Annotated in this window: 12 protein-coding genes and 1 riboswitch; of the genes, 8 read left to right on the forward strand and 4 right to left on the reverse strand. The window is 72.8% G+C overall.

The window, feature by feature from the left end:
- Nucleotides 1–21 precede the first annotated feature (21 nt).
- Nucleotides 22–1266, reverse strand: coding sequence for a hypothetical protein (locus ACXNSR_RS30185; RefSeq protein WP_458638508.1), 1245 nt, complete (start codon nucleotides 1264–1266; stop codon nucleotides 22–24).
- Nucleotides 1267–1577: 311 nt separating this feature from the next.
- Between ACXNSR_RS30185 and ACXNSR_RS30190 the strand changes: the two genes are divergently transcribed.
- Nucleotides 1578–2369: a trypsin-like peptidase domain-containing protein gene (locus tag ACXNSR_RS30190; protein WP_458638509.1), complete on the forward strand. Its 792-nt coding sequence runs from the start codon at nucleotides 1578–1580 to the stop codon at nucleotides 2367–2369.
- 175 nt (nucleotides 2370–2544) lie between these two features.
- On the forward strand, nucleotides 2545–3789 hold the full coding sequence (locus ACXNSR_RS30195; RefSeq protein WP_458638510.1) for a GNAT family N-acetyltransferase: 1245 nt from the start codon (nucleotides 2545–2547) through the stop codon (nucleotides 3787–3789).
- Nucleotides 3790–3822: 33 nt separating this feature from the next.
- Here the strand turns inward: ACXNSR_RS30195 and ACXNSR_RS30200 are convergent, their stop codons facing one another.
- Both ACXNSR_RS30200 and ACXNSR_RS30205 read right to left on the reverse strand, forming a co-directional pair.
- Nucleotides 3823–6039: a terpene synthase family protein gene (locus tag ACXNSR_RS30200; RefSeq protein ID WP_458638511.1), complete on the reverse strand. Its 2217-nt coding sequence runs from the start codon at nucleotides 6037–6039 to the stop codon at nucleotides 3823–3825.
- 236 nt (nucleotides 6040–6275) lie between these two features.
- On the reverse strand, nucleotides 6276–8300 hold the full coding sequence (locus ACXNSR_RS30205) for an ATP-binding cassette domain-containing protein (protein WP_458638512.1): 2025 nt from the start codon (nucleotides 8298–8300) through the stop codon (nucleotides 6276–6278).
- A 338-nt stretch (nucleotides 8301–8638) separates the two neighbouring features.
- On the opposite strand from ACXNSR_RS30205, the gene ACXNSR_RS30210 reads away from it, so the two are divergent.
- From ACXNSR_RS30210 to ACXNSR_RS30220, 3 genes are all read left to right on the forward strand, one after another.
- Nucleotides 8639–9070 (forward strand): hypothetical protein, encoded by a 432-nt coding sequence (locus ACXNSR_RS30210; protein ID WP_458638513.1) that lies wholly within the window; start codon nucleotides 8639–8641, stop codon nucleotides 9068–9070.
- Nucleotides 9071–9365: 295 nt separating this feature from the next.
- Nucleotides 9366–10139 carry a hypothetical protein gene (locus ACXNSR_RS30215; RefSeq protein WP_458638514.1) on the forward strand — a complete coding sequence of 258 codons (774 nt, stop codon included), beginning with the start codon at nucleotides 9366–9368 and terminating at the stop codon, nucleotides 10137–10139.
- 104 nt (nucleotides 10140–10243) lie between these two features.
- Nucleotides 10244–10465 carry a hypothetical protein gene (locus ACXNSR_RS30220; RefSeq protein ID WP_030715088.1) on the forward strand — a complete coding sequence of 74 codons (222 nt, stop codon included), beginning with the start codon at nucleotides 10244–10246 and terminating at the stop codon, nucleotides 10463–10465.
- Nucleotides 10466–10566: 101 nt separating this feature from the next.
- On the opposite strand, the gene cobN is transcribed toward ACXNSR_RS30220, so the two are convergent.
- Entirely contained in the window at nucleotides 10567–14184 is a 3618-nt protein-coding gene (gene cobN, locus ACXNSR_RS30225; protein ID WP_458638515.1) for a cobaltochelatase subunit CobN, read from the reverse strand.
- 56 nt (nucleotides 14185–14240) lie between these two features.
- A riboswitch (cobalamin riboswitch) is annotated at nucleotides 14241–14345 on the reverse strand.
- A gap of 338 nt (nucleotides 14346–14683) precedes the next feature.
- Here cobN and ACXNSR_RS30230 point away from each other — a divergent pair.
- The 3 genes from ACXNSR_RS30230 to ACXNSR_RS30240 are packed head-to-tail and all read left to right on the forward strand — an operon-like array spanning nucleotide 14684 to nucleotide 18158.
- Nucleotides 14684–16021, forward strand: coding sequence for a cobalamin biosynthesis protein CobG (locus ACXNSR_RS30230; protein WP_458643436.1), 1338 nt, complete (start codon nucleotides 14684–14686; stop codon nucleotides 16019–16021).
- Complete coding sequence (locus ACXNSR_RS30235) at nucleotides 16018–16665, forward strand: precorrin-8X methylmutase (protein WP_237291375.1); 648 nt, start codon at nucleotides 16018–16020, stop codon at nucleotides 16663–16665. Before ACXNSR_RS30230 ends, ACXNSR_RS30235 begins: the two co-directional genes overlap by 4 nt.
- On the forward strand, nucleotides 16662–18158 hold the full coding sequence (locus tag ACXNSR_RS30240; RefSeq protein ID WP_458638516.1) for a precorrin-2 C(20)-methyltransferase: 1497 nt from the start codon (nucleotides 16662–16664) through the stop codon (nucleotides 18156–18158). The genes ACXNSR_RS30235 and ACXNSR_RS30240 overlap by 4 nt, the downstream gene beginning before the upstream one ends.
- Nucleotides 18159–18241 lie beyond the last annotated feature (83 nt).

An 18241-nucleotide genomic window follows, 5' to 3' on the forward strand; every position in this document is an offset into this window, starting at 1 on the left:
GCCCGCGGCGGCCCGCGGCGTCTACTCCTCGCTGGTGTAGTAGACGCGCGGGCCGCTCGTGCGGATGGCGGCGAACGGGCTGGGCACGTCGGTGGCGACGTCGGGGAGGCCGAGTTCGGTGCCCAGGTCGTGGGAGGCCCACCCGTCCGCGGACCCCCGCAGTTCGATCAGGTTGCGGTCGCCCCCGCCCGGGCCGTCACCAGGGCCGGCGGCGCCCAGGTAGAACACCTGGGCCGCAGAGGGGTGGGCGCCCGGCACGGCGGCCAGGGAGCTGCCGCCGGCCGCAGCGGGAGCGCCCGCGCCGTGATCGGCGTCCGCGCCAGCACGGTTGACCTGCCACCCGCGACCGTTGAACTCCACCTCGACCACCATCCGGTCGGCGTCCAGGTAGTAGAGCTGCGGATGGCCGTCGGCGGTGAGCACGACCGCCGGCTGGCTGCCCGCCGCCGCGGGCGGTGCCCCGTACGCGGACAGGCTGCGCAGTTGCCATTCCGTGCCGCCCTCGGGCTGCTTCTTGGTGCCCGGGATGACCGTGTGCTCCAGCTGGACCGGTCTGTTGTCCTCGTCGAGGAAGTAGACGAGGCGGGAGTCGGTTCCGTACCCGACGGCGGTGAGCCGGCTCAGCGGGGAGGGGGTCGGGCACCCCTCGACGGCGGAGGTCACGTCCCCGATCGACCAGCCCTCCTCCCCGAGCCAGGACACCTCGACCAGGTGGGCCCCGGCGTCCAAGTAGTACGCGTACTCGCCCTGGTCGGTGATGACGGCGGACAGCGGGCTGATCGGCGAACCGCGCGGCGCGTCGGCGCACACGCTGTACGTCCACTCCCGTCCCCCTTCCGCCAGCCGTACGGGGCGCCGGCCGTCCTCGCCCCGGCCGTCGTCGAGGTAGTAGACCCGCAGGTCCCCGATCCGGCCCGCAACCGCCACCGCGCTGCCTACGTCGGCGGTCGGGGCGCCGGTCTCCCGGGTGAAGACGCGGTACCCGTCCCACCGGCCGTCGGGCGACGACGGGTCGTACGCCGCGCCGACCAGGCTGCGGTCCTGCTCCTGGTAGTAGACCCGTCGCTGGTCCTCGTCGGATCCCGCGGCCACCAGGCCACTTCCCGCGATCGCCATCGGACTGACCTGCCGCCACGTGGGCCCGGCACCGGACTCCGCAGAACCGGGCGTCGGCGCCGCGGAGAAGTTGATGTCCGAGTACACCCACCTCCCGTCCTGCTGCGCCACCTCGATGATGCTGTAGATCTTCTCGGCCATGTTCTTCACGTCTCCGTCCCTTTCGTCCGCAGGGGCGCGGCCACGACGGAGAACTCACCGCCCCGCCGAGTACGGGGCCGCTGGCGGCATCGCCGTCCTCACTTCCACCGTCCTCCCGATCGGCCGCCGTCGCATCCGGATGGAACCGACTGGCAGTACGGCAAGAAGAGTTGACGTGCCGACCGACTACGACCGTGCCGGGATGCGGGGGAGCGTCCACGGTGGGTTGATGGATGGGGGCCTGCCGACCACGGTCCCCGGAAGCGAAGAGACAGCAGTGGAGGTGGGACGCGCATGCCGTTCAATGCCTATGAGCATCCATGCCCGGGCGGGTACCAGATCCAAGCCGGCGACACGCCCGTTGCGGGGACGCTGGGGGCGAGGGTGACCTGGGAAACCCCGCCAGAGACGTCGTCATCACTGCTGGCCATATCGTGAACAACCCTAATGCGTTGGTTTACCAGCCTCGCAGAACCGTCGGACAAGGTCAGGTTCAGATCATCGGAACGGTCACCGAAAGATCTCCTTTCCGGGTCTATTCGAGCGTGGCTGATTTTATCGGCACACCGGGCGATGACTCACCTCAAAGCCGCATCAATTCCAACTACGACTTTGCCTGCATTGATGTGGGGTTCAACGAGCGGGCGACCTCGTGCCGAATTGCGGAAATCTACAACAATGATGCACAGGCACTCCCCATACGAGATCCGCGCAACGGTGAGACGGTGCGCTGGCTTGGTTACGCCACGGGAGTAGCACAGACCGGCCGGGTGCGAAACGTCTCCTTCTGGCTGGCAAGACAGTTGGACCCGGGTGTCCCCAATGGCACGTGCGAGAGCATCCATCCCACTACTCTCATCGAGGTCGAAGGTGACGTGCAGCCGCGGGTGGGCGATTCGGGCGCAGCCATAGTCGCCGTGGACGACATGCACATCGTCGGAATCCACATTGCCGGCAAGAGGTCCAATCGAGGAAGGAACTTCGCCTGGGCGTCCAGGGTTCCAGCCTCCCCGGAGGCGCTGAGAAACGGAATCGGCCGTGTTGGCTGGGGCGAACTCGTGACGTGGTTGCAGGAAACGCAGGCGTGGCTGGCTGAGAATCCCGACCTCTGATCTTCCCTGAGAATCCCGTATCGCTCCCGGTCGCGCGGACACGGCTCGGCACATCACAACGGGGGAACGTCGTCCGCTGGGGGGGGTCCGCAGGAGGCCCGCGCGCCGGCCGGATGGCATGGAACCAGCCGCTATGAGGTGACCGGTCCGCCGATGACCGATTAGTCTCGCGATCATGGTGGACATCCGCGAGGTACCCGAGTCCGACATCGACCGCGCTCTGGAGCTCGCGTACCTGGTCTTCCACGACCGGCCCGAGAAGGAGGTCCGGGAGAAACACCACGCCCTGCTCGCGAGTTGCGACCGGATCGGCGCCTACGACGGCACGGCCCTGGCCGGCTTCATGGCCGCGCACGACTTCCGGCTCTCGGTGCCCGGGGCGGACCTGCCCTGCCCCGGGCTCACCTTCGTCGGCGTGGCGCCCACCCACCGCCGGCGCGGCGTGCTCACCGCCCTGATGGACGAGATGCTGCGGCGGACCGCCGACGCGGGCAGTCCGCTCGCCGCCCTCTGGGCCTCCGAGGCCGTGATCTACGGCCGCTTCGGCTACGGCAGCGCCACCACCGGCGTCACCATCGAGATCGACTCCACCCGCCCGCTGGCCCTGCGGATCGACCCGGACCGGCGCCCGCTGCGGCTCGTCGACCCGGAGGAGGCCGTCGCCCTCATCGGCCCCTTCCACGAGGCCGCCCGGGCCGGGCGGGCGGGCCGCCCCACCCGCAGCGCGCAGCGGTGGACCGAGGAGTGGCTGGCCGAACAGGACGAGGAGGACGAGGATCTGAGCCCGCCGCGGATCATCGTCCTGGGGGAGGCGGACGGGCCGATCGCCGGGTACGTCCTCTACCGCACGAAGCCGGACGACGACGGCGGCGGCGGGGCCGGACGGACCCGGGCGCCCGGCCTGGTCCGGGTCGACGAGCTGGAGGCCGACACCCCGGCGGTCGCCGCCGCGCTGTGGGAGTGCGTGGCCTCCCTCGACCTCACCGGCAGGGTCCGCGCGTGGGGCCGCCCGGTCGACGACCCGCTGCTGCACTTCGCCGCGGACCGGGACCAGGTGCGGGTCACCGCCCAGTTCCCGGCGCTCTGGCTGCGCCTGGTCGACGTGGGCGCGGCGCTGACGCGGCGGTCCTGGGCCGCGCCGGTGGAGGTGGTGCTGGAGGTGCACGACGTACGGATGCCCGACAACGCCGGGCGGTTCCGGCTGGCGGCCGGGCCGGACGGAGCCACGTACGAGCACGCGGACTCCGCCCCCGATCTGGCCCTGGACGTACGCGAACTGGCCGCCTGCTACCTCGGCGGGACCCGCGTCGGGGAACTCGTCGCCGCCGGGCTGGTACGGGAGCACACCCCCGGCGCGGCGGCGGCGCTGGACGCGGCCCTGCGCACGGCCGTACTGCCGCACACGGGCGACGAGTTCTGACCCACGGCCGGGCGGGCGGCCCGGCCGATGGCATCAGGAGGACAGCGGGATCCGGGCGGCCGACATGCCGAAGCCGGCCCCCAGGACGGCGGTGGACAGCCGGTCGGGCCGCGCGTACAGGTCCTCCGGGCGGTAACGCCGGATCCGCCGGTGCCAGTTGAGGATGCCGGCGTGCCAGTCCTTCAGCTCGCCCACGTACGCGTCCAGGGCCTGCCGGGCCTGCCGCCCGAGCTTCCAGTCGTCGTAGAGCAGCGGCAGCTGGGTCGCCACGATGTGCTCGAACTCCTCGGTCCGCCGCGTCATCAGCTCATGGCAGATGTGCAGGGCACGCGGGTAGTCGATGTCGAAGAAGTTCCTGGTGACCAGGAGGTAGTTGTGGACCTCGCCCTCGACCTCCACCTCCTTCTGGTAGGAGTAGATGTCGTTGATCAGGCAGGCGGCGTCCGCGACCGCGTTCTCCAGGGAGCGGATGGTCCCCGAGGCGTAGATCTCCTCGGGGATGCCCCGGCCCTGGTGCCCGAGGCGGCACAGGTACATCGTGAGGTGGCTGCCGAAGGTGCGGCGGCGCATCTCCGCGTAGTCCACCGGGTCCGGGATGCGGTTGCCGATCTGGTTGTCCACCTCCCACACCCAGCTCTCCAGCATGCTGACCAGGGTCGCGCGGAACTCGGCGCGCTGCCCGGCGGACATCGCGGCGCCGGTGCGCACCCACAGGTCGCCGAGCGCGCGCTCCATCGCGGTCGCCGGTTCCGGCTGTTCGGTGTGGTCGACCGGCAGCATGGCGATCAGCCGGGCGGTGGCCGCCTTGGCCGCCGGAAGGTTCCTGCCCTGGGCGAAGACCGCCGGGTAGTAGTCGTCCCCGTACGTGCCCCAGGTCAGCCAGCAGGCGTTGAGGGCCAGCTGCTCGGCCGTCGCGTCGGGGTCGATCCCGGCCGAGCAGAGCGCGAAGTCGAAGCCCCGCAGCCGCTCCTCGGTCCAGATCGCCGAGCCGGGGTCGCCGGGCCGCGGGTCCAGCAGGCCCATGCGCCGGGCCCAGGCCACGGACTCCTCGCGCGCGTGCGCGAGGTGCGGGCTGAGGGTGAGCCGGTGCGGCATGTAGATCTCGGGGATGACGGAGGGGCCGGTGCGCTCGAAGGGCACGTGGGTGAAGGAGCGGTGGCGCAGCTCCATCGAGCGCCGCGTGAACACGGACCGCAGGTCGAGCGCGGTGGTGCCGAGCCCGGTCGGCAGGAAGGGCAGGGTCGCCGGGGCGGTGGGCCGGGCCTCCGCGTTCATGTAGCGGCTGGAGACCATGTGCCACTCGTGACCGCCGGACTGCCAGTCCTGGAGGCCCTTGGTGTAGGCGAGGACGGCCGCGATCTCGGCCGGGTCCAGCGCGTGGTCGGCGAACAGCTGGGGGAGTTCGCCGATCGCGGTCTGCTCGAACTGCTGGAGGCGGGAGGTGAGCAGGTCGTTGGAGGCCTCGGCGGCCTCCTGGGTGGTGCAGTCCAGGAAGGTCTCCAGTACCAGGACGGCGTTGGAGAGTTCGCCCTCGTCGGTGACCTCACGCTGGTAGGAGAAGATGTCGTTCCTGATGTGCACGGCGTCGGCGAAGGCGTCGCGCAGCACGGTGAGCGGGCGCGCGTGCGCGACGCGCGCCGGGACCTCGGCGCAGACGTACTCGATCAGGCCGGCCGACCAGGGGGCGCCGCCCACCTTGCGGCGCATCTCGATGTATTCGAGGGGGTTCGCCACGCGCCCGATGTCGATGTTGGCGAGCTCCCACATGGACTCGTCGAGGAGGTTCTTCGTGGACAAGGAGAACCGTTCCCGCCAGTCGGCGGACATCGCGGGGACCGTACGCGCCCAGAGGTCCGCGAGGCCCGCCTCCACCGGGTTGGTGGGCTCGGGGAAGCCGTCGGACAGGTCCATGGGCATGAAGGCGGCGAGCCGGTCGAGGTAGGCCTTGGCGCCGGCCCGGTCCTGCGAGCGCTTGAACATCTCCAGGAAGTGGTCGTCGAAGAAGAACACCCACACGTACCAGTCGGTGACCAGGGCCAGCGCGTCGCGGTCGCAGTCGGGGTGGGTGTACGAGCACAGCAGCGCGTAGTCGTGCGAGTCGAGGTCGCTCTCCTCCCAGACGCCGGACCCCTCCAGCATCCCGAAGGCGCGCGCCCACCGCTTGGTGTGCGTCCGGGCGTCCTCCAGGTGGGGGTTCAGGCGCGCCGGATACGGCACATAGAAATCCGGCAGTCGGAACGGCTGCGTCACGTCGGCTCGGCCTTTCGGTCATGGCTGCGGGGACCGGCTCACTCCGGCCCCGGCACGAGATCAGCAGTGCCCTACCCCTGGTGCCCGTGGGACAAGGGTGATTTCACTGCTTCAGGTGACGCACCGGCCGTTGCGCGGCGCGGGCCCCCGTCAGGGGTTAGGAGCAGGTTCGCGCGGGCACGCCCCACGACGCGGGCGCTCCCCCCGAACGGCACCGGGGAGGGCGCCCGCCCGTTTCAGATGACGGAGTCGTCGCTCCGCGGTGCGGCGGACTGCCGGGGGATCGAGGGCGAGCGGGGCTGCGGATCGTCGCCGAACTGCGCCGCCTGCATCGCGTACATGGAGGCGTACCGGCCGCCCAGCGCCATCAGTTCGTCGTGGCCGCCCCGCTCGACGAGCCGGCCCTCGTGCAGCACGTAGATCACGTCGGCGTACCTGACGCCCGACATGCGGTGCGTGACGAGGACGACCGCGCGCTCGGGGCCGGCGAGGCCCCGGATGCTGTCGAAGGCGGCGATCTCCGCCTCCGGATCGAGCGCCGAGGTGGGCTCGTCCACGACCAGGACACGGGCGTCGCGGTAGCGGGTGCGGGCGAGGCCGAACTTCTGCCACTGCCCGCCCGACAGTTCCGAGGCACCCCTGAACACCCGGGCGAGCAGGGTCTCGTAGCCGTGCGGCAGCTGCGCGACGATGCGGTCGGCGCCCGCGTACTCGGCCGCGGCCACCACGTCCGCGGCCACCACGTCCGCGGCCCGGTCGGCGGCGTCTTCGGGGCCCTCCTTCCCGGGACGGCCGATGGCGATGTTGGTACGGGCGGTCACCGGCCAGCGCTCGAAGTCCTGGGTGAGGAGCGCGACGCGGTCGAAGACCTGCCGCCGGTCGGCGTCCTTCAACTCCACCCCGTCCCAGGTCAGCGACCCGGAGTCGGGCAGGTGCAGGCCGGCCAGCAGTTTGACGAGGGTGCTCTTGCCGGAGCCGTTCTCGCCGACCAGGGCGACCACCCGGCCCGCCTCGATGGTGAGGGAGACCCCGCTGAGGGCCGGCTCGTCGCGGTCCGGGTAGCTGAAGTCCACATCGCGGAGCCGGACCGTCCCGAGGCGCTCGGGCAGGGGCAGACCACCGGACGGGATCGCGCGGCGGGCCGCCTCGGCGACGAACCGTTCCAGGTCCCGTACGTACAGGGACTCCTCGTGCAGGGTGTTGCTGGTGGCGACGAGGGCGCCCAGGCTCGCCGAGCCGGTGCGCACCGCGATCACGGCGGTACCGGCGACGGCGAGGTCCATCCGGCCGGTGACGATGAGCGTGCCCATCGCCGCGTACGTGACCAGCGCGGCGGCGCCGGAGAGCGCGGCGGCGAGCAGCTCGGTGGCGGCCTTGTCCTTGGCGAGGCGGGTGGCCTCGGTCTCGGCGACCTCGGCCATGTTGCGGTAGTGGCCCAGCAGGTAGCGGCCGACACCGTGCACCCGTACCTCGGGGGCCGACGTACGGGAGATCAGGAGCTGGCCGATGAGCCGGGCGGCCCGTACGTGCTCCACCCAGGTGATCATCGACAGGTAGCGGCGCTGTGCCACCCGCATCGCGCCCCAGCCCCGCGGGGCGGCGATCAGCAGCAGCATGGGCAGCAGCAGCGGGTGCAGCACGGTCAGCACCCCGGCGGTGGCGAGCAGCGAGATGACCCCGCCGAGGGTGGCCACGCAGGCGCCGACCGTGCGGCGGGCCGAGGGCGGCCCCCACTGGGCGCTGTCCAGCAGCCGCCGGAACTCGCCGTCCTCGATGGCTTCCAGCTCCACTGCGACGGCGGCGCCCAGGTACTGCTCGTAGGCGGCCCGCTCCACCTTGGGCTCCAGCCGTCCGGCGGCCGCCGTGGAACGGGAGGCGAGTACGGCCCCCAGTACGGCGACCAGCGCCCCGGCGGCGAGGGCGGGCAGGGCCGCGTACAGCCGGTCGGCGGCGCTGCCCTCGCGCAGCAGCGTGCGGAGCACGTCGCTGATGACGAGCAGCCCGACGGCGGAGGTCACTCCCTGGCCGGCCTCGGCGGCGGCGACCGTGAGCAGGGCCGGCCGGTCGGTGTCCCAGGCGAGGCGCAGGGTTCCGGCGACCATGCGGGGCATGGAACGCAAGGTGGTCAGCAGCCGGCTCTCCAGCCGGGCGTACTCGTGGTTGGACCAGCCGGCGTCGTAGCGCAGGGGCCCGCCGAAAAGACGCCGTTCGCTCTCGGAGACGGCGGGCTCGCCGGCTTCGGGCCGCTTGAGGAGCCTCATCGGCGGCCACCCCCGCCCGGTGCCGGGTCGAACACCACTTGAACGTGCACGGATCGCAAGATTCCTCCCGGGGCGCCGCGGCTGCCAGCTGATGCCGCAAGAACGTGGCTGCTCAGAGGGGCGTCACGGGGCCCGGGGAACGAACGCCCGCACACAGTTGCGACCGCCCGCCGGACCCCATGGGCGGCCCGGCGCCACGGTGTTCGAACCACCCGCAGGTGTCGATGCCTCCGATCGAGGGATTGCGCGGCCCCCGTAGGCTTCCGTTTCGTGCTGTGTGCGCAGGCGTCGCCCCGGTCCTTGCGGACTCGTGCGACAGACCGGAAGGAATCGGGTCCTTGTCGCTTTGGAACCATCACGACCAACCGGCACCTACCGGGCACCGTGCGCTGGGCGACATGCTGGCGAGCGGTCACGCCGGCAAGGACGTGGAGTATCAACTGGGCCGGCTCCTGGTCAGTTCGAACACCTCGCTCCTGAACAGCCCGGAATCGTTCGCCGCCGACGACGAGCAGTACATCGAGGACTTTGCCGATGCTTTCGATGGCTGGGACCTCGTCAAGGAGGCCTGTCGTAGGTTGCTCATTGCCGGGGAGGCTCTGGCGGAGGAGCGGCGGGCGCTGCGCGTGCAGCTGGCCGCGACGGGGCGTTCGAAGCGGGAGGCGTTCGTGGAGCTCCCGTCGGACGAGCCACGACGAGATGCCCAGGCGGCACTGGCCCGGGCGTTGGGCGACCTGGCCGATCTCTATGCGAAGTATCCGCGCGCGTGAGGACTCGGTGGAGAACGGGGGGGGCGGTCCACCGGACGGTCCGGTGGCTGGTCGCCGAGACGGGCTGCTCCGGTGGTGACCCGCACGCGGGCGCCGGGGAGCTGATCGGCGTGATGTGGGAGGCCTTCGACATCACCCTCGGTCAAGCGTGGACGGGAGCGAATCGCGGGGGATCGCTCTCCGACGCGCGGCTGGTCCTTTCGGACGGTGCGTGCTGGGGTTTCGTGGTCTGCGGGGCGGTGCGGGTGTACCGGTTCGGTCCTCCGGGGGAAGCAGGGGCGGGCGAGTGAGTCCTATGGCGCGACGCAGGCTCAGCGTTGAAGAGCGGGTGGCCGAGCTCCAGCGGGCGGAGCGGGAGAGCGTCCGGCGGCTGCGTGACCACGCCGAAGGCCTTGGCGGATCCGTGCCCCGGACGTTGAGCCGGCTCGGCGGCGAGGTCGAGAGCGAGGGCTGCGGCGAGGTCGGGTGCGCGACCGCTTCGGCCAAGGCGCAGCACATGATGATCCGGCTGTGCCTCGCCTTCGACCTGGACCTCGCGAAGGCGCGGTGTGCGACGGAGTGGGTCCGTCTCGGTCTCGGCGGTCAGGTGTCCGACGAAGAACTCGAAGCGGTCGTCGGAACCCGGTTCGTCGCCCGGGACGGGGACGTCGTGCTCGGCTCCTCCGATCTGTGCAGGCAGGCGCTGCGGCAACACCGGATCAGGACGCTGGTCGAGGAATACGGCACCCGGCCGTTGAGCTTCCGGCGGAGCTTCCATATCCGCTCCTGCGAGCCGGAGGGCCGCCGGGTCGTTCTGCGTAGTTGGGACGGCACGTTGGCCGGATTCGGTGCGCTGGAGATCGAGTTCGACGGTGTCCTGGAGGTGAGGCTGCCTTCGGGTTTCCGTGGGAGCGAACTGTCCGTCAGTGAGGATCCCGACGGCGTTGACACGCGGGGCCGGCTGTTCCTCCTCGCGGACGGGACGGCGCAGCGGAGCTTCGTGCGCTGTGCGTCCGTCCGCGTGTACCGGTCGGGGCCCGCCGGTGGATCGGGAACGGGAACGGAGCCGCCCGACCCCTGGGCGCCGTGAGTGTGGAGCGAGTCGAGCGCTGCGGGGTGTCGGAGCGTGGGGTGATTGTCGGATTGGGTTAGGTTTGCCCCGATATTCGTTTCGGGATTCCGAGAGGGACGCTCATGGCGATCGATCTGGACAAGGTGCTCGACAAGGCGTGGGCCGACAAGCCGCTCGCCGAGGTGCTCGCGGCTCCCGTTGCCGCGCTCAAGGGTGTCAGCGACGAGGACGGCAAGCTGCTGCACCAGGCGTTCGGGGTCAAGACCGTCGCCGACTTCGGGCAGCTGAAGTACGTCCGCTGGGCCCAGGCCCTCGTCGCGCTGAACCAGACCGTCAAGGCGTAGTGGTCAAGGTCCGCGTGCTCGGGGTGCGTGGGCCTGAATGGAAAAGGCCGTCCCCCTCACCCGTCGGCAGGTGAGGGGGACGGCCTCTGTGCGGGGGAGGGCTACTCCGCCTCGCCCTCCAGGTTGCCCTCCGTGTCCAGGTAGACCTGGCGCAGGGATTCCAGGATCTGCGGGTCCGGCTTCTCCCACATGCCGCGCGACTCGGCCTCCAGCAGGCGCTCCGCGATGCCGTGCAGGGCCCAGGGGTTGGCCTCCTCCAGGAAGGCGCGGTTCGCCGGGTCCAGGACGTACGTCTCGGTGAGCTTGTCGTACATCCAGTCCGCGACCACGCCCGTCGTGGCGTCGTAGCCGAAGAGGTAGTCCACCGTCGCCGCGAGCTCGAAGGCGCCCTTGTAGCCGTGGCGGCGCATCGCCTCGATCCACTTGGGGTTCACCACGCGGGCCCGGAAGACGCGCGACGTCTCCTCCACCAGGGTGCGGGTCTTGACCGTCTCCGGGCGGGTGGAGTCACCGATGTAGGCCTCGGGGGCGGTGCCGCGCAGGGCGCGGACCGTGGCCACCATGCCGCCGTGGTACTGGAAGTAGTCGTCCGAGTCCGCGATGTCGTGCTCGCGGGTGTCCGTGTTCTTCGCCGCGACCGTGATGCGCTTGTACGCCGTCTCCATCTCGTCCCGGGCGGGGCGGCCCTCCAGGCCCCGGCCGTACGCGTAGCCGCCCCACACCGTGTAGACCTCCGCGAGGTCGGCGTCCGTACGCCAGTCGCGGGAGTCGATCAGCTGCAGGATGCCGGCACCGTACGTGCCGGGGCGCGAGCCGAAGATACGGGTCGTGGCGCGCCGCTCGTCGCCGTGCTCGGCCAGGTCCGCCTGGGCGTGGGCCCGGACGAAGTTCTGGTCGGCCGGCTCGTCCAGGGACGCGGCCAGCCGCACCGCGTCGTCCAGCAGGCCGATGACGTGCGGGAACGCGTCACGGAAGAAGCCCGAGATGCGGAGGGTGACGTCGATGCGGGGGCGGCCCAGCTCGTCGAGCGGGATCGGCTCCAGGCCGGTGACGCGGCGCGAGGCCTCGTCCCAGACCGGGCGGACACCGAGGAGGGAGAGGGCTTCCGCCACGTCGTCGCCCGAGGTGCGCATCGCGCTCGTGCCCCACAGGGACAGGCCGACCGAGGCCGGCCATTCGCCGTTGTCGGTGCGGTACCGGTTCAGGAGGGACTCGGCCAGGGCCTGGCCCGTCTCCCACGCCAGGCGGGAGGGGACGGCCTTCGGGTCGACCGAGTAGAAGTTGCGGCCGGTCGGCAGGACGTTGACCAGGCCGCGCAGCGGCGAGCCGGAGGGGCCGGCCGGGACGAAACGGCCGTCCAGGGCCGCGACCACGTGGGCGATCTCGTCCGTGGTGCCGGCCAGGCGCGGGACCACCTCGTTCGCCGCGAAGGTCAGGACGGCGGCGACGTCCGGTCCGTGGCCCTCCGCGACCGGGGCCACGGCGTCGACGGACCAGCCGGCGTCCTCCATCGCCTGGACCAGGGCGCGGGCCTGGGCCTCGACCTCGTCCGCCGAGGTACGGGTGGCCTTGGACTCGTCCAGGCCGAGCGCCTCGCGCAGACCCGGGAGGGCCGCCGTACCGCCCCAGATCTGCCGGGCGCGCAGGATCGCCAGGACCAGGTTGACCCGGGCCTCACCGGTCGGCGCGCCTCCGAGGACGTGCAGGCCGTCGCGGATCTGGGCGTCCTTGACCTCGCACAGCCAGCCGTCGACGTGCAGCAGGAAGTCGTCGAAGCCGTCGTCGTCCGGACGCTCCTCCAGACCCAGGTCGTGATGGAGCTTCGCGGCCTGGATCAGCGTCCAGATCTGGGCGCGGATGGCCGGCAGCTTCGCCGGGTCCATGGCGGAGATCTGGGCGTACTCGTCCAGGTGCTGCTCCAGGCGCGCGATGTCGCCGTACGACTCCGCGCGCGCCATCGGCGGCACCAGGTGGTCGACGAGCGTGGCGTGCACGCGGCGCTTGGCCTGGGTGCCCTCGCCCGGGTCGTTGACCAGGAACGGGTAGATGAGCGGCAGGTCGCCGAGGGCCGCGTCGGGCGCGCACGCGGCGGACAGGCCGGCGTTCTTGCCCGGGAGCCATTCGAGGTTGCCGTGCTTGCCCAGGTGGATCATCGCGTCGGCGCCGAAGCCGCCGTCCTCCGCGCGCGCCTGGATCCACCGGTACGCCGCCAGGTAGTGGTGCGACGGCGGCAGGTCCGGGTCGTGGTAGATCGCGATCGGGTTCTCGCCGAAGCCGCGCGGCGGCTGGATGAGGATGAGGAGGTTCCCGCGGCGCAGCGCCGCGAGCACGATGTCGCCCTCCGGGTTCGCGGAGCGGTCCACGAACATGTTGCCGGGGGCCTCGCCCCAGTGCTCGGTGACGCTGTCGCGCAGCTCGGCCGGGAGCTCGGCGAACCACCGCCGGTAGTCGGCGGCCGGGATGCGGACCGGGTTGCGGGCCAGCTGCTCCTCGGTCAGCCAGTCCTGGTCGTGGCCGCCGGCCTCGATCAGGGCGCGGATCAGCTCGTCGCCGTCGCCCGAGACCAGGCCCGGGATGTCCTCGGTCGGCCCGAAGTCGTAGCCGCCGGCGATGAGGGTGCGCAGCAGCTCCACCGCGCTGGCCGGGGTGTCCAGGCCGACCGCGTTGCCGATGCGGGAGTGCTTGGTCGGGTACGCGGAGAGGACCAGCGCCACCTTCTTGTCGCGGCGCTCGATGTGCCGCAGGCGGGCGTGCCGTACGGCGATCCCCGCGACCCTGGCGGCCCGCTCGGGGTCGGCCACGTAGGCCGGCAGGCCGTCCTCGTCGAGCTCCTTGAAGGAGAACGGGACGGTGATCAGACGGCCGTCGAACTCGGGCACCGCGACCTGCGTGGCGGCGTCCAGCGGGGACAGGCCCTCGTCGTTCTCCTCCCAGGCGGAGCGCGAGCCGGTCAGGCACAGGGCCTGCAGGATCGGCACGCCGAGGCCGGCGAGCGCGCCCGCGTCCCAGGACTCGTCGTCGCCGCCCGCCGAGGCGGTGGCGGGCTTGGTGCCGCCGGCCGCGAGGACGGTGGTGACGACCGCGTCGGCCGACTCCAGCTCGGCGATCAGCTCCGGCTCGGGGGTGCGCAGGGAGGACACGTACAGGGGCAGCGCCCGGGCGTCCTGGGCCTCGATCGCGTCGCACAGCGCGTGGACGAAGGAGGTGTTCCCGCTCATCTGGTGGGCGCGGTAGTACAGCACGGCGACCCGCGGGCCCGCGGCCGTCCCGGGAGTGCGCTCCAGCGGGCCCCAGGTGGGCGCGGCGGCCGGGGGCTCGAAGCCGTGGCCGGTGAGGAGGACCGTGTCGGAGAGGAACCGGGCCAGCTGCTCCAGGTTGGCCGGGCCGCCGTGGGCGAGGTAGGCGTGGGCCTCGGCCGCGATGCCGATGGGGACTGTGGAGGCCTCCATGAGCTGGGCGTCCGGGGCCTGCTCGCCGGTCAGGACCACGACCGGGCGGGTCTGCCCGGGGGCCAGGAGCAGGTCGAGGCCGTCCTGCCAGGCGCGGAGTCCGCCGAGGAGGCGTACGACGACCAGGTCGACCCCGTCGAGCAGGCCGGGGAGGTCGTCGAGGGGGAGACGGGAGGGGTTCGCGAACCGGTACGGGACGGGTCCGTCCGCCGTGTTCGCCGCGCGGGCGCTGAGCAGATCGGTGTCGGACGTCGACAGCAGCAGGATCATGCGGCGGCAGGCCTTCCTCGGGGTTTCCGCGCCCCGGGCAGTGTTGAGGACAGCGGGAGTTCCTGACTCACCCCGGTCGCCGGATCGCTCCGCGGGGTTCACAGTGGCGGGACCGCGCCGGAATCGCACCGGGCTTCCTCCCATGTCGCCGTCCTCGGCGACGGCGGGCCGTGTGGTCCGCCGGAAGGTCATCTTAGGGGCGGGTGGCTGCCGCCGGGGTGGCGGGTGGTGCGAGCCCCGCCGGTTGCGGGTGCGGCGCCGTTGCCGGGGCTCTGCCCCGGACCCCGCGCCTCAAACTCCGGCGGGGCCGAACGGGCCGGGCGGGGCCGGACGGGCCGGGCGGGACGCGGGAGCGCCGAACGGACCGGGTGGCGCCGGATCAGCGGGGCGGTGCGGGGCGGTGCGGGGTGGGCCAGAAGGGTGGCTTGGGCGGTGGTGGGGGCGAATGTCGCTGGTGGGGGTGGTGACGGACACAGGTCGGGCGGAGTCAATCGTGGGTATGCTCGCGGCCATGCCCCAGCCCCCCTCCGCCGCATCGCGGGACGAACCCGTCATACGGGAGCGCGGTGACGCCTGCCCCGGTGCGCTGCGGCTGCACTCGGCGGACGACGGGTTCCTGGCGCGGGTCCGGCTGCCGGGCGGGCTGCTCACCGTGCGCCAGGCCTCGGCGCTGGCGCTCGCCGCCGACCGGTTCGGGGACGGGCACCTGGAGCTGACCTCGCGCGGCAACGTGCAGCTGCGCGGACTGGCCGACGGGTGCGGCGCCGGGCTCGCCGAGCTGCTGGACGGGGGCGGACTGCTGCCCGCGCCGAGCCACGAGCGGGTGCGGAACATCGTGGTCACGCCGCTGTCCGGCCCGGACGGCCCGGACGGCCCGGACGGCCCGGACGGCCCGGACCGGCCCGACGTGCTGGCCCGGGCCCTGGAGTTCGACCGGCTGCTGTGCGCGAGCCCCTGGGCGGCCGCGCTGTCCGGGCGGTTCCTGTTCGCCTTCGACGACGGGCGCGGCGACGTGGCCGCGCTCGGCCCCGACGTGACCGTCCTCGGCCGCCCGGACGACCGGGCGCTGGTCCGGCTCGGCCGGGCCGCCGACGCCGTCGAACTCGCCGGGCCGGACGCCCCCGCGGCCGCGCTGACGGCCGCCCGGTACTTCCTCGACGCCGCCGCCGAAGCGGGCACCCAGGCCTGGCGGGTTTCCGAACTGCCCGCCGAACACGCCCTGAGAGTCGATGAGTTCGGCCGTCGGCTCGATGCCGCCGGGATCGCCGCCACGCCCGTCGGCGCCGTGGACTGGCCGTACGCGGCGCCGCCCCGGCCGTCGGGCGCGGGCGCGGTCGGGCGCGACGGCGCCACCCTGTGCGTGCTGCCCCCGCTCGGCCGGCTCGACACCGCGCAGTGGCGCCTCCTCGCGCAGGTCGCGGACCGGGGGAGCGGGCAGCTGCGCGTCACCCCCTGGCGCACCGTCGTCCTGCCCGGAGCGGGCGCCGGTGACGCCGCCCGCGTCGAGGAAGCCGGACTGGTCGTCACCCCCGACAGTCCCTGGCAGTCCGTCACCGCCTGTACCGGGCGGCCCGGTTGCGCGAAGTCCCGCGCGGACGTACGCGCCGACGCGCGGGCCGTCGCCGAGGAGGCGCGCGGTCCGCTGCCCGTGCACTGGTCCGGCTGCGAGCGCCGCTGCGGGCATCCGCGCGGCACCGCCTGGGTGGACCTGGTCGCCACCGGCTCCGGATACCGGATCGCCGCGCCCGGCCGCCCCGTACGCGAGGACGTACGGCCCTGTGAACTTGCCGCGGCACTCGCGGACGCCCGCACCGACCCCGACGTAGTGAAGAAATGAGCGAGTACACCGTGTTTGAGTACGAGAAGGACGGCGCGGCCATCTACCGCCAGTCCTTTGCCACGATCCGCGCCGAGGCGGACCTCTCCGGGCTGCCCGACACGGTCGCCCAGGTCGCGGTGCGCATGATCCACGCCTGCGGGATGACCGACCTCCCGCAGGACCTCGGGTACACCCCCGAGGTCGTGCTGCGCGCCCGCGCGGCGCTGGAGGCGGGCGCTCCGATCCTGTGCGACGTGCAGATGGTCGCCAGCGGTGTCACCCGCAAGCGGCTGCCCGCCGGCAACGACGTGATCTGCACGCTCTCCGACCCGGCCGTACCCGAACTCGCCGCGAGGATGGGCACCACGCGCAGCGCCGCCGCCCTGGAGGTCTGGCGTGACCGCGGCCTGCTGGAGGGCTCGGTCATCGCCGTCGGCAACGCGCCGACCGCGCTCTTCCGGCTGCTGGAGATGATCGAGGAGGGCGCCCCGCGTCCCGCCGCCGTCATCGGGGTCCCCGTCGGCTTCATCGGCGCCGCCGAGTCCAAGGACGCCCTCGCCGCCCACCCCTCGGGGCTCGACCACCTGATCGTGCGCGGCCGCCGCGGTGGCAGCGCGATGGCCGCGGCCGCCGTCAACGCCATTGCGAGCGTGGCCGAATGAGCGACATCGCCAAGGGCCGGCTGTACGGGGTCGGGCTCGGCCCCGGCGACCCGTCGCTGATGACCCTGCGCGCCGTCGAGGTGATCGCCGAGGCCGACGTCGTGGCCTACCACAGCGCCCGCCACGGCCGTTCCATCGCCCGCTCGATCGCGGCGAAGCACCTGCGCGCCGACCACGTCGAGGAACCGCTGGTCTACCCGGTCACCACCGAGACCACCGACCACCCCGGCGGCTACCAGGGCGCGATGGAGGAGTTCTACGAGGCCGCCGCGGCGCGTCTCGCCGCGCACCTGGACGCCGGCCGGACCGTGGCCGTGCTCGCGGAGGGCGACCCGCTCTTCTACAGCTCGTACATGCACATGCACAAGCGGCTCGCGGACCGGTACGAGACCGAGGTGATCCCCGGCGTCACCTCGGTGAGCGCCGCCGCCGCCCGGCTCGGCACCCCGCTTGTGGAGGGCGAGGAGGTGCTGACCATCCTCCCCGGCACCCTGCCCGAGGAAGAGCTCACCGCCCGCCTCGCCGCCACCGACTCGGCGGTCGTGATGAAGCTCGGCCGGACCTTCCCGGCCGTGCGCGGCGCGATGGAGAACAGCGGCCGCCTCGCCGAGGCCCGCTACGTCGAGCGCGCCACCATGGCGGGCGAGCGCACCGGCCTCCTCGCCGACACGGACGCCGACAGCGTGCCGTACTTCGCCGTCGCCGTGGTCCCCAGCCGCGTCGGCAACCCGGGCAGCGTGCCGTCCGGCCCCGGCGAGGTCGTCGTCGTGGGCACCGGTCCGGCCGGCCCGCTGTGGCTCACCCCGCAGACGCGGCGCGCGCTGGCCGACGCCGAGGTGCTGGTCGGCTACACGACCTACCTGGACCGGGTGCCCGTCAAGCCGGGCCAGATCCGGCACGGCTCCGACAACAAGGTGGAGTCCGAGCGCGCCGAGTTCGCCCTCGACCTCGCCCGGCGCGGCAAGCGGGTGGCGGTGGTCTCCGGCGGCGACCCCGGTGTCTTCGCCATGGCCACGGCGGTCCTGGAGGTGGCCGGACAGACGGAGTACGAGGACGTGCCCGTACGGGTCCTGCCGGGGGTGACCGCGGCCAACGCGGCGGCCGCCGCGGCCGGCGCCCCGCTCGGCCACGACTACGCCACCATCTCGCTCTCGGACCGGCTCAAGCCCTGGGAGGTCATCGCGGAGCGGCTGCGCGCGGCCGCCGCGGCCGACCTGGTCCTCGCCCTCTACAACCCCGGCTCGCGCAGCCGGACCTGGCAGGTGGCCCAGGCCCGCGAGCTGCTGCTGGAACTGCGCGCGCCCGCCACCCCGGTGGTCGTCGCGCGCGACGTGGGCGGCCCCGAGCAGTCGGTACGGATCGTCACGCTCGCCGAACTGGAGCCGTCCGAGGTCGACATGCGCACGATCCTGCTGATCGGCTCCTCGCAGACCCGGGTCACCGAGCGGGCCGACGGGTCGAGGATCACCTGGACGCCGCGCCGCTACCCGTGATGACCGGGTGAGGCGCGGCGGTACGTGCGGAAGGCCCGGTGCGAGCAGCGCACCGGGCCTTCCCCCGTGTACCGGAGCGGGAC

The sequence above is a fragment of the Streptomyces sp. NC-S4 genome (assembly GCF_054353315.1).

Excerpts from the sequence above, each read along its gene's own strand:
- ACXNSR_RS30195 (WP_458638510.1), top strand. The coding sequence starts at position 2,545 with ATGGTGGACATCCGCGAGGTACCCGAGTCCGACATCGACCGCGCTCTG.
- ACXNSR_RS30235 (WP_237291375.1), top strand. The coding sequence starts at position 16,018 with ATGAGCGAGTACACCGTGTTTGAGTACGAGAAGGACGGCGCGGCCATC.
- ACXNSR_RS30220 (WP_030715088.1), top strand. The coding sequence starts at position 10,244 with ATGGCGATCGATCTGGACAAGGTGCTCGACAAGGCGTGGGCCGACAAG.
- ACXNSR_RS30215 (WP_458638514.1), top strand. The coding sequence starts at position 9,366 with ATGGCGCGACGCAGGCTCAGCGTTGAAGAGCGGGTGGCCGAGCTCCAG.
- ACXNSR_RS30190 (WP_458638509.1), top strand. The coding sequence starts at position 1,578 with ATGCCCGGGCGGGTACCAGATCCAAGCCGGCGACACGCCCGTTGCGGG.
- ACXNSR_RS30240 (WP_458638516.1), top strand. The coding sequence starts at position 16,662 with ATGAGCGACATCGCCAAGGGCCGGCTGTACGGGGTCGGGCTCGGCCCC.
- cobN (WP_458638515.1), bottom strand. The coding sequence starts at position 14,184 with ATGATCCTGCTGCTGTCGACGTCCGACACCGATCTGCTCAGCGCCCGC.
- ACXNSR_RS30230 (WP_458643436.1), top strand. The coding sequence starts at position 14,684 with ATGCTCGCGGCCATGCCCCAGCCCCCCTCCGCCGCATCGCGGGACGAA.
- ACXNSR_RS30205 (WP_458638512.1), bottom strand. The coding sequence starts at position 8,300 with ATGAGGCTCCTCAAGCGGCCCGAAGCCGGCGAGCCCGCCGTCTCCGAG.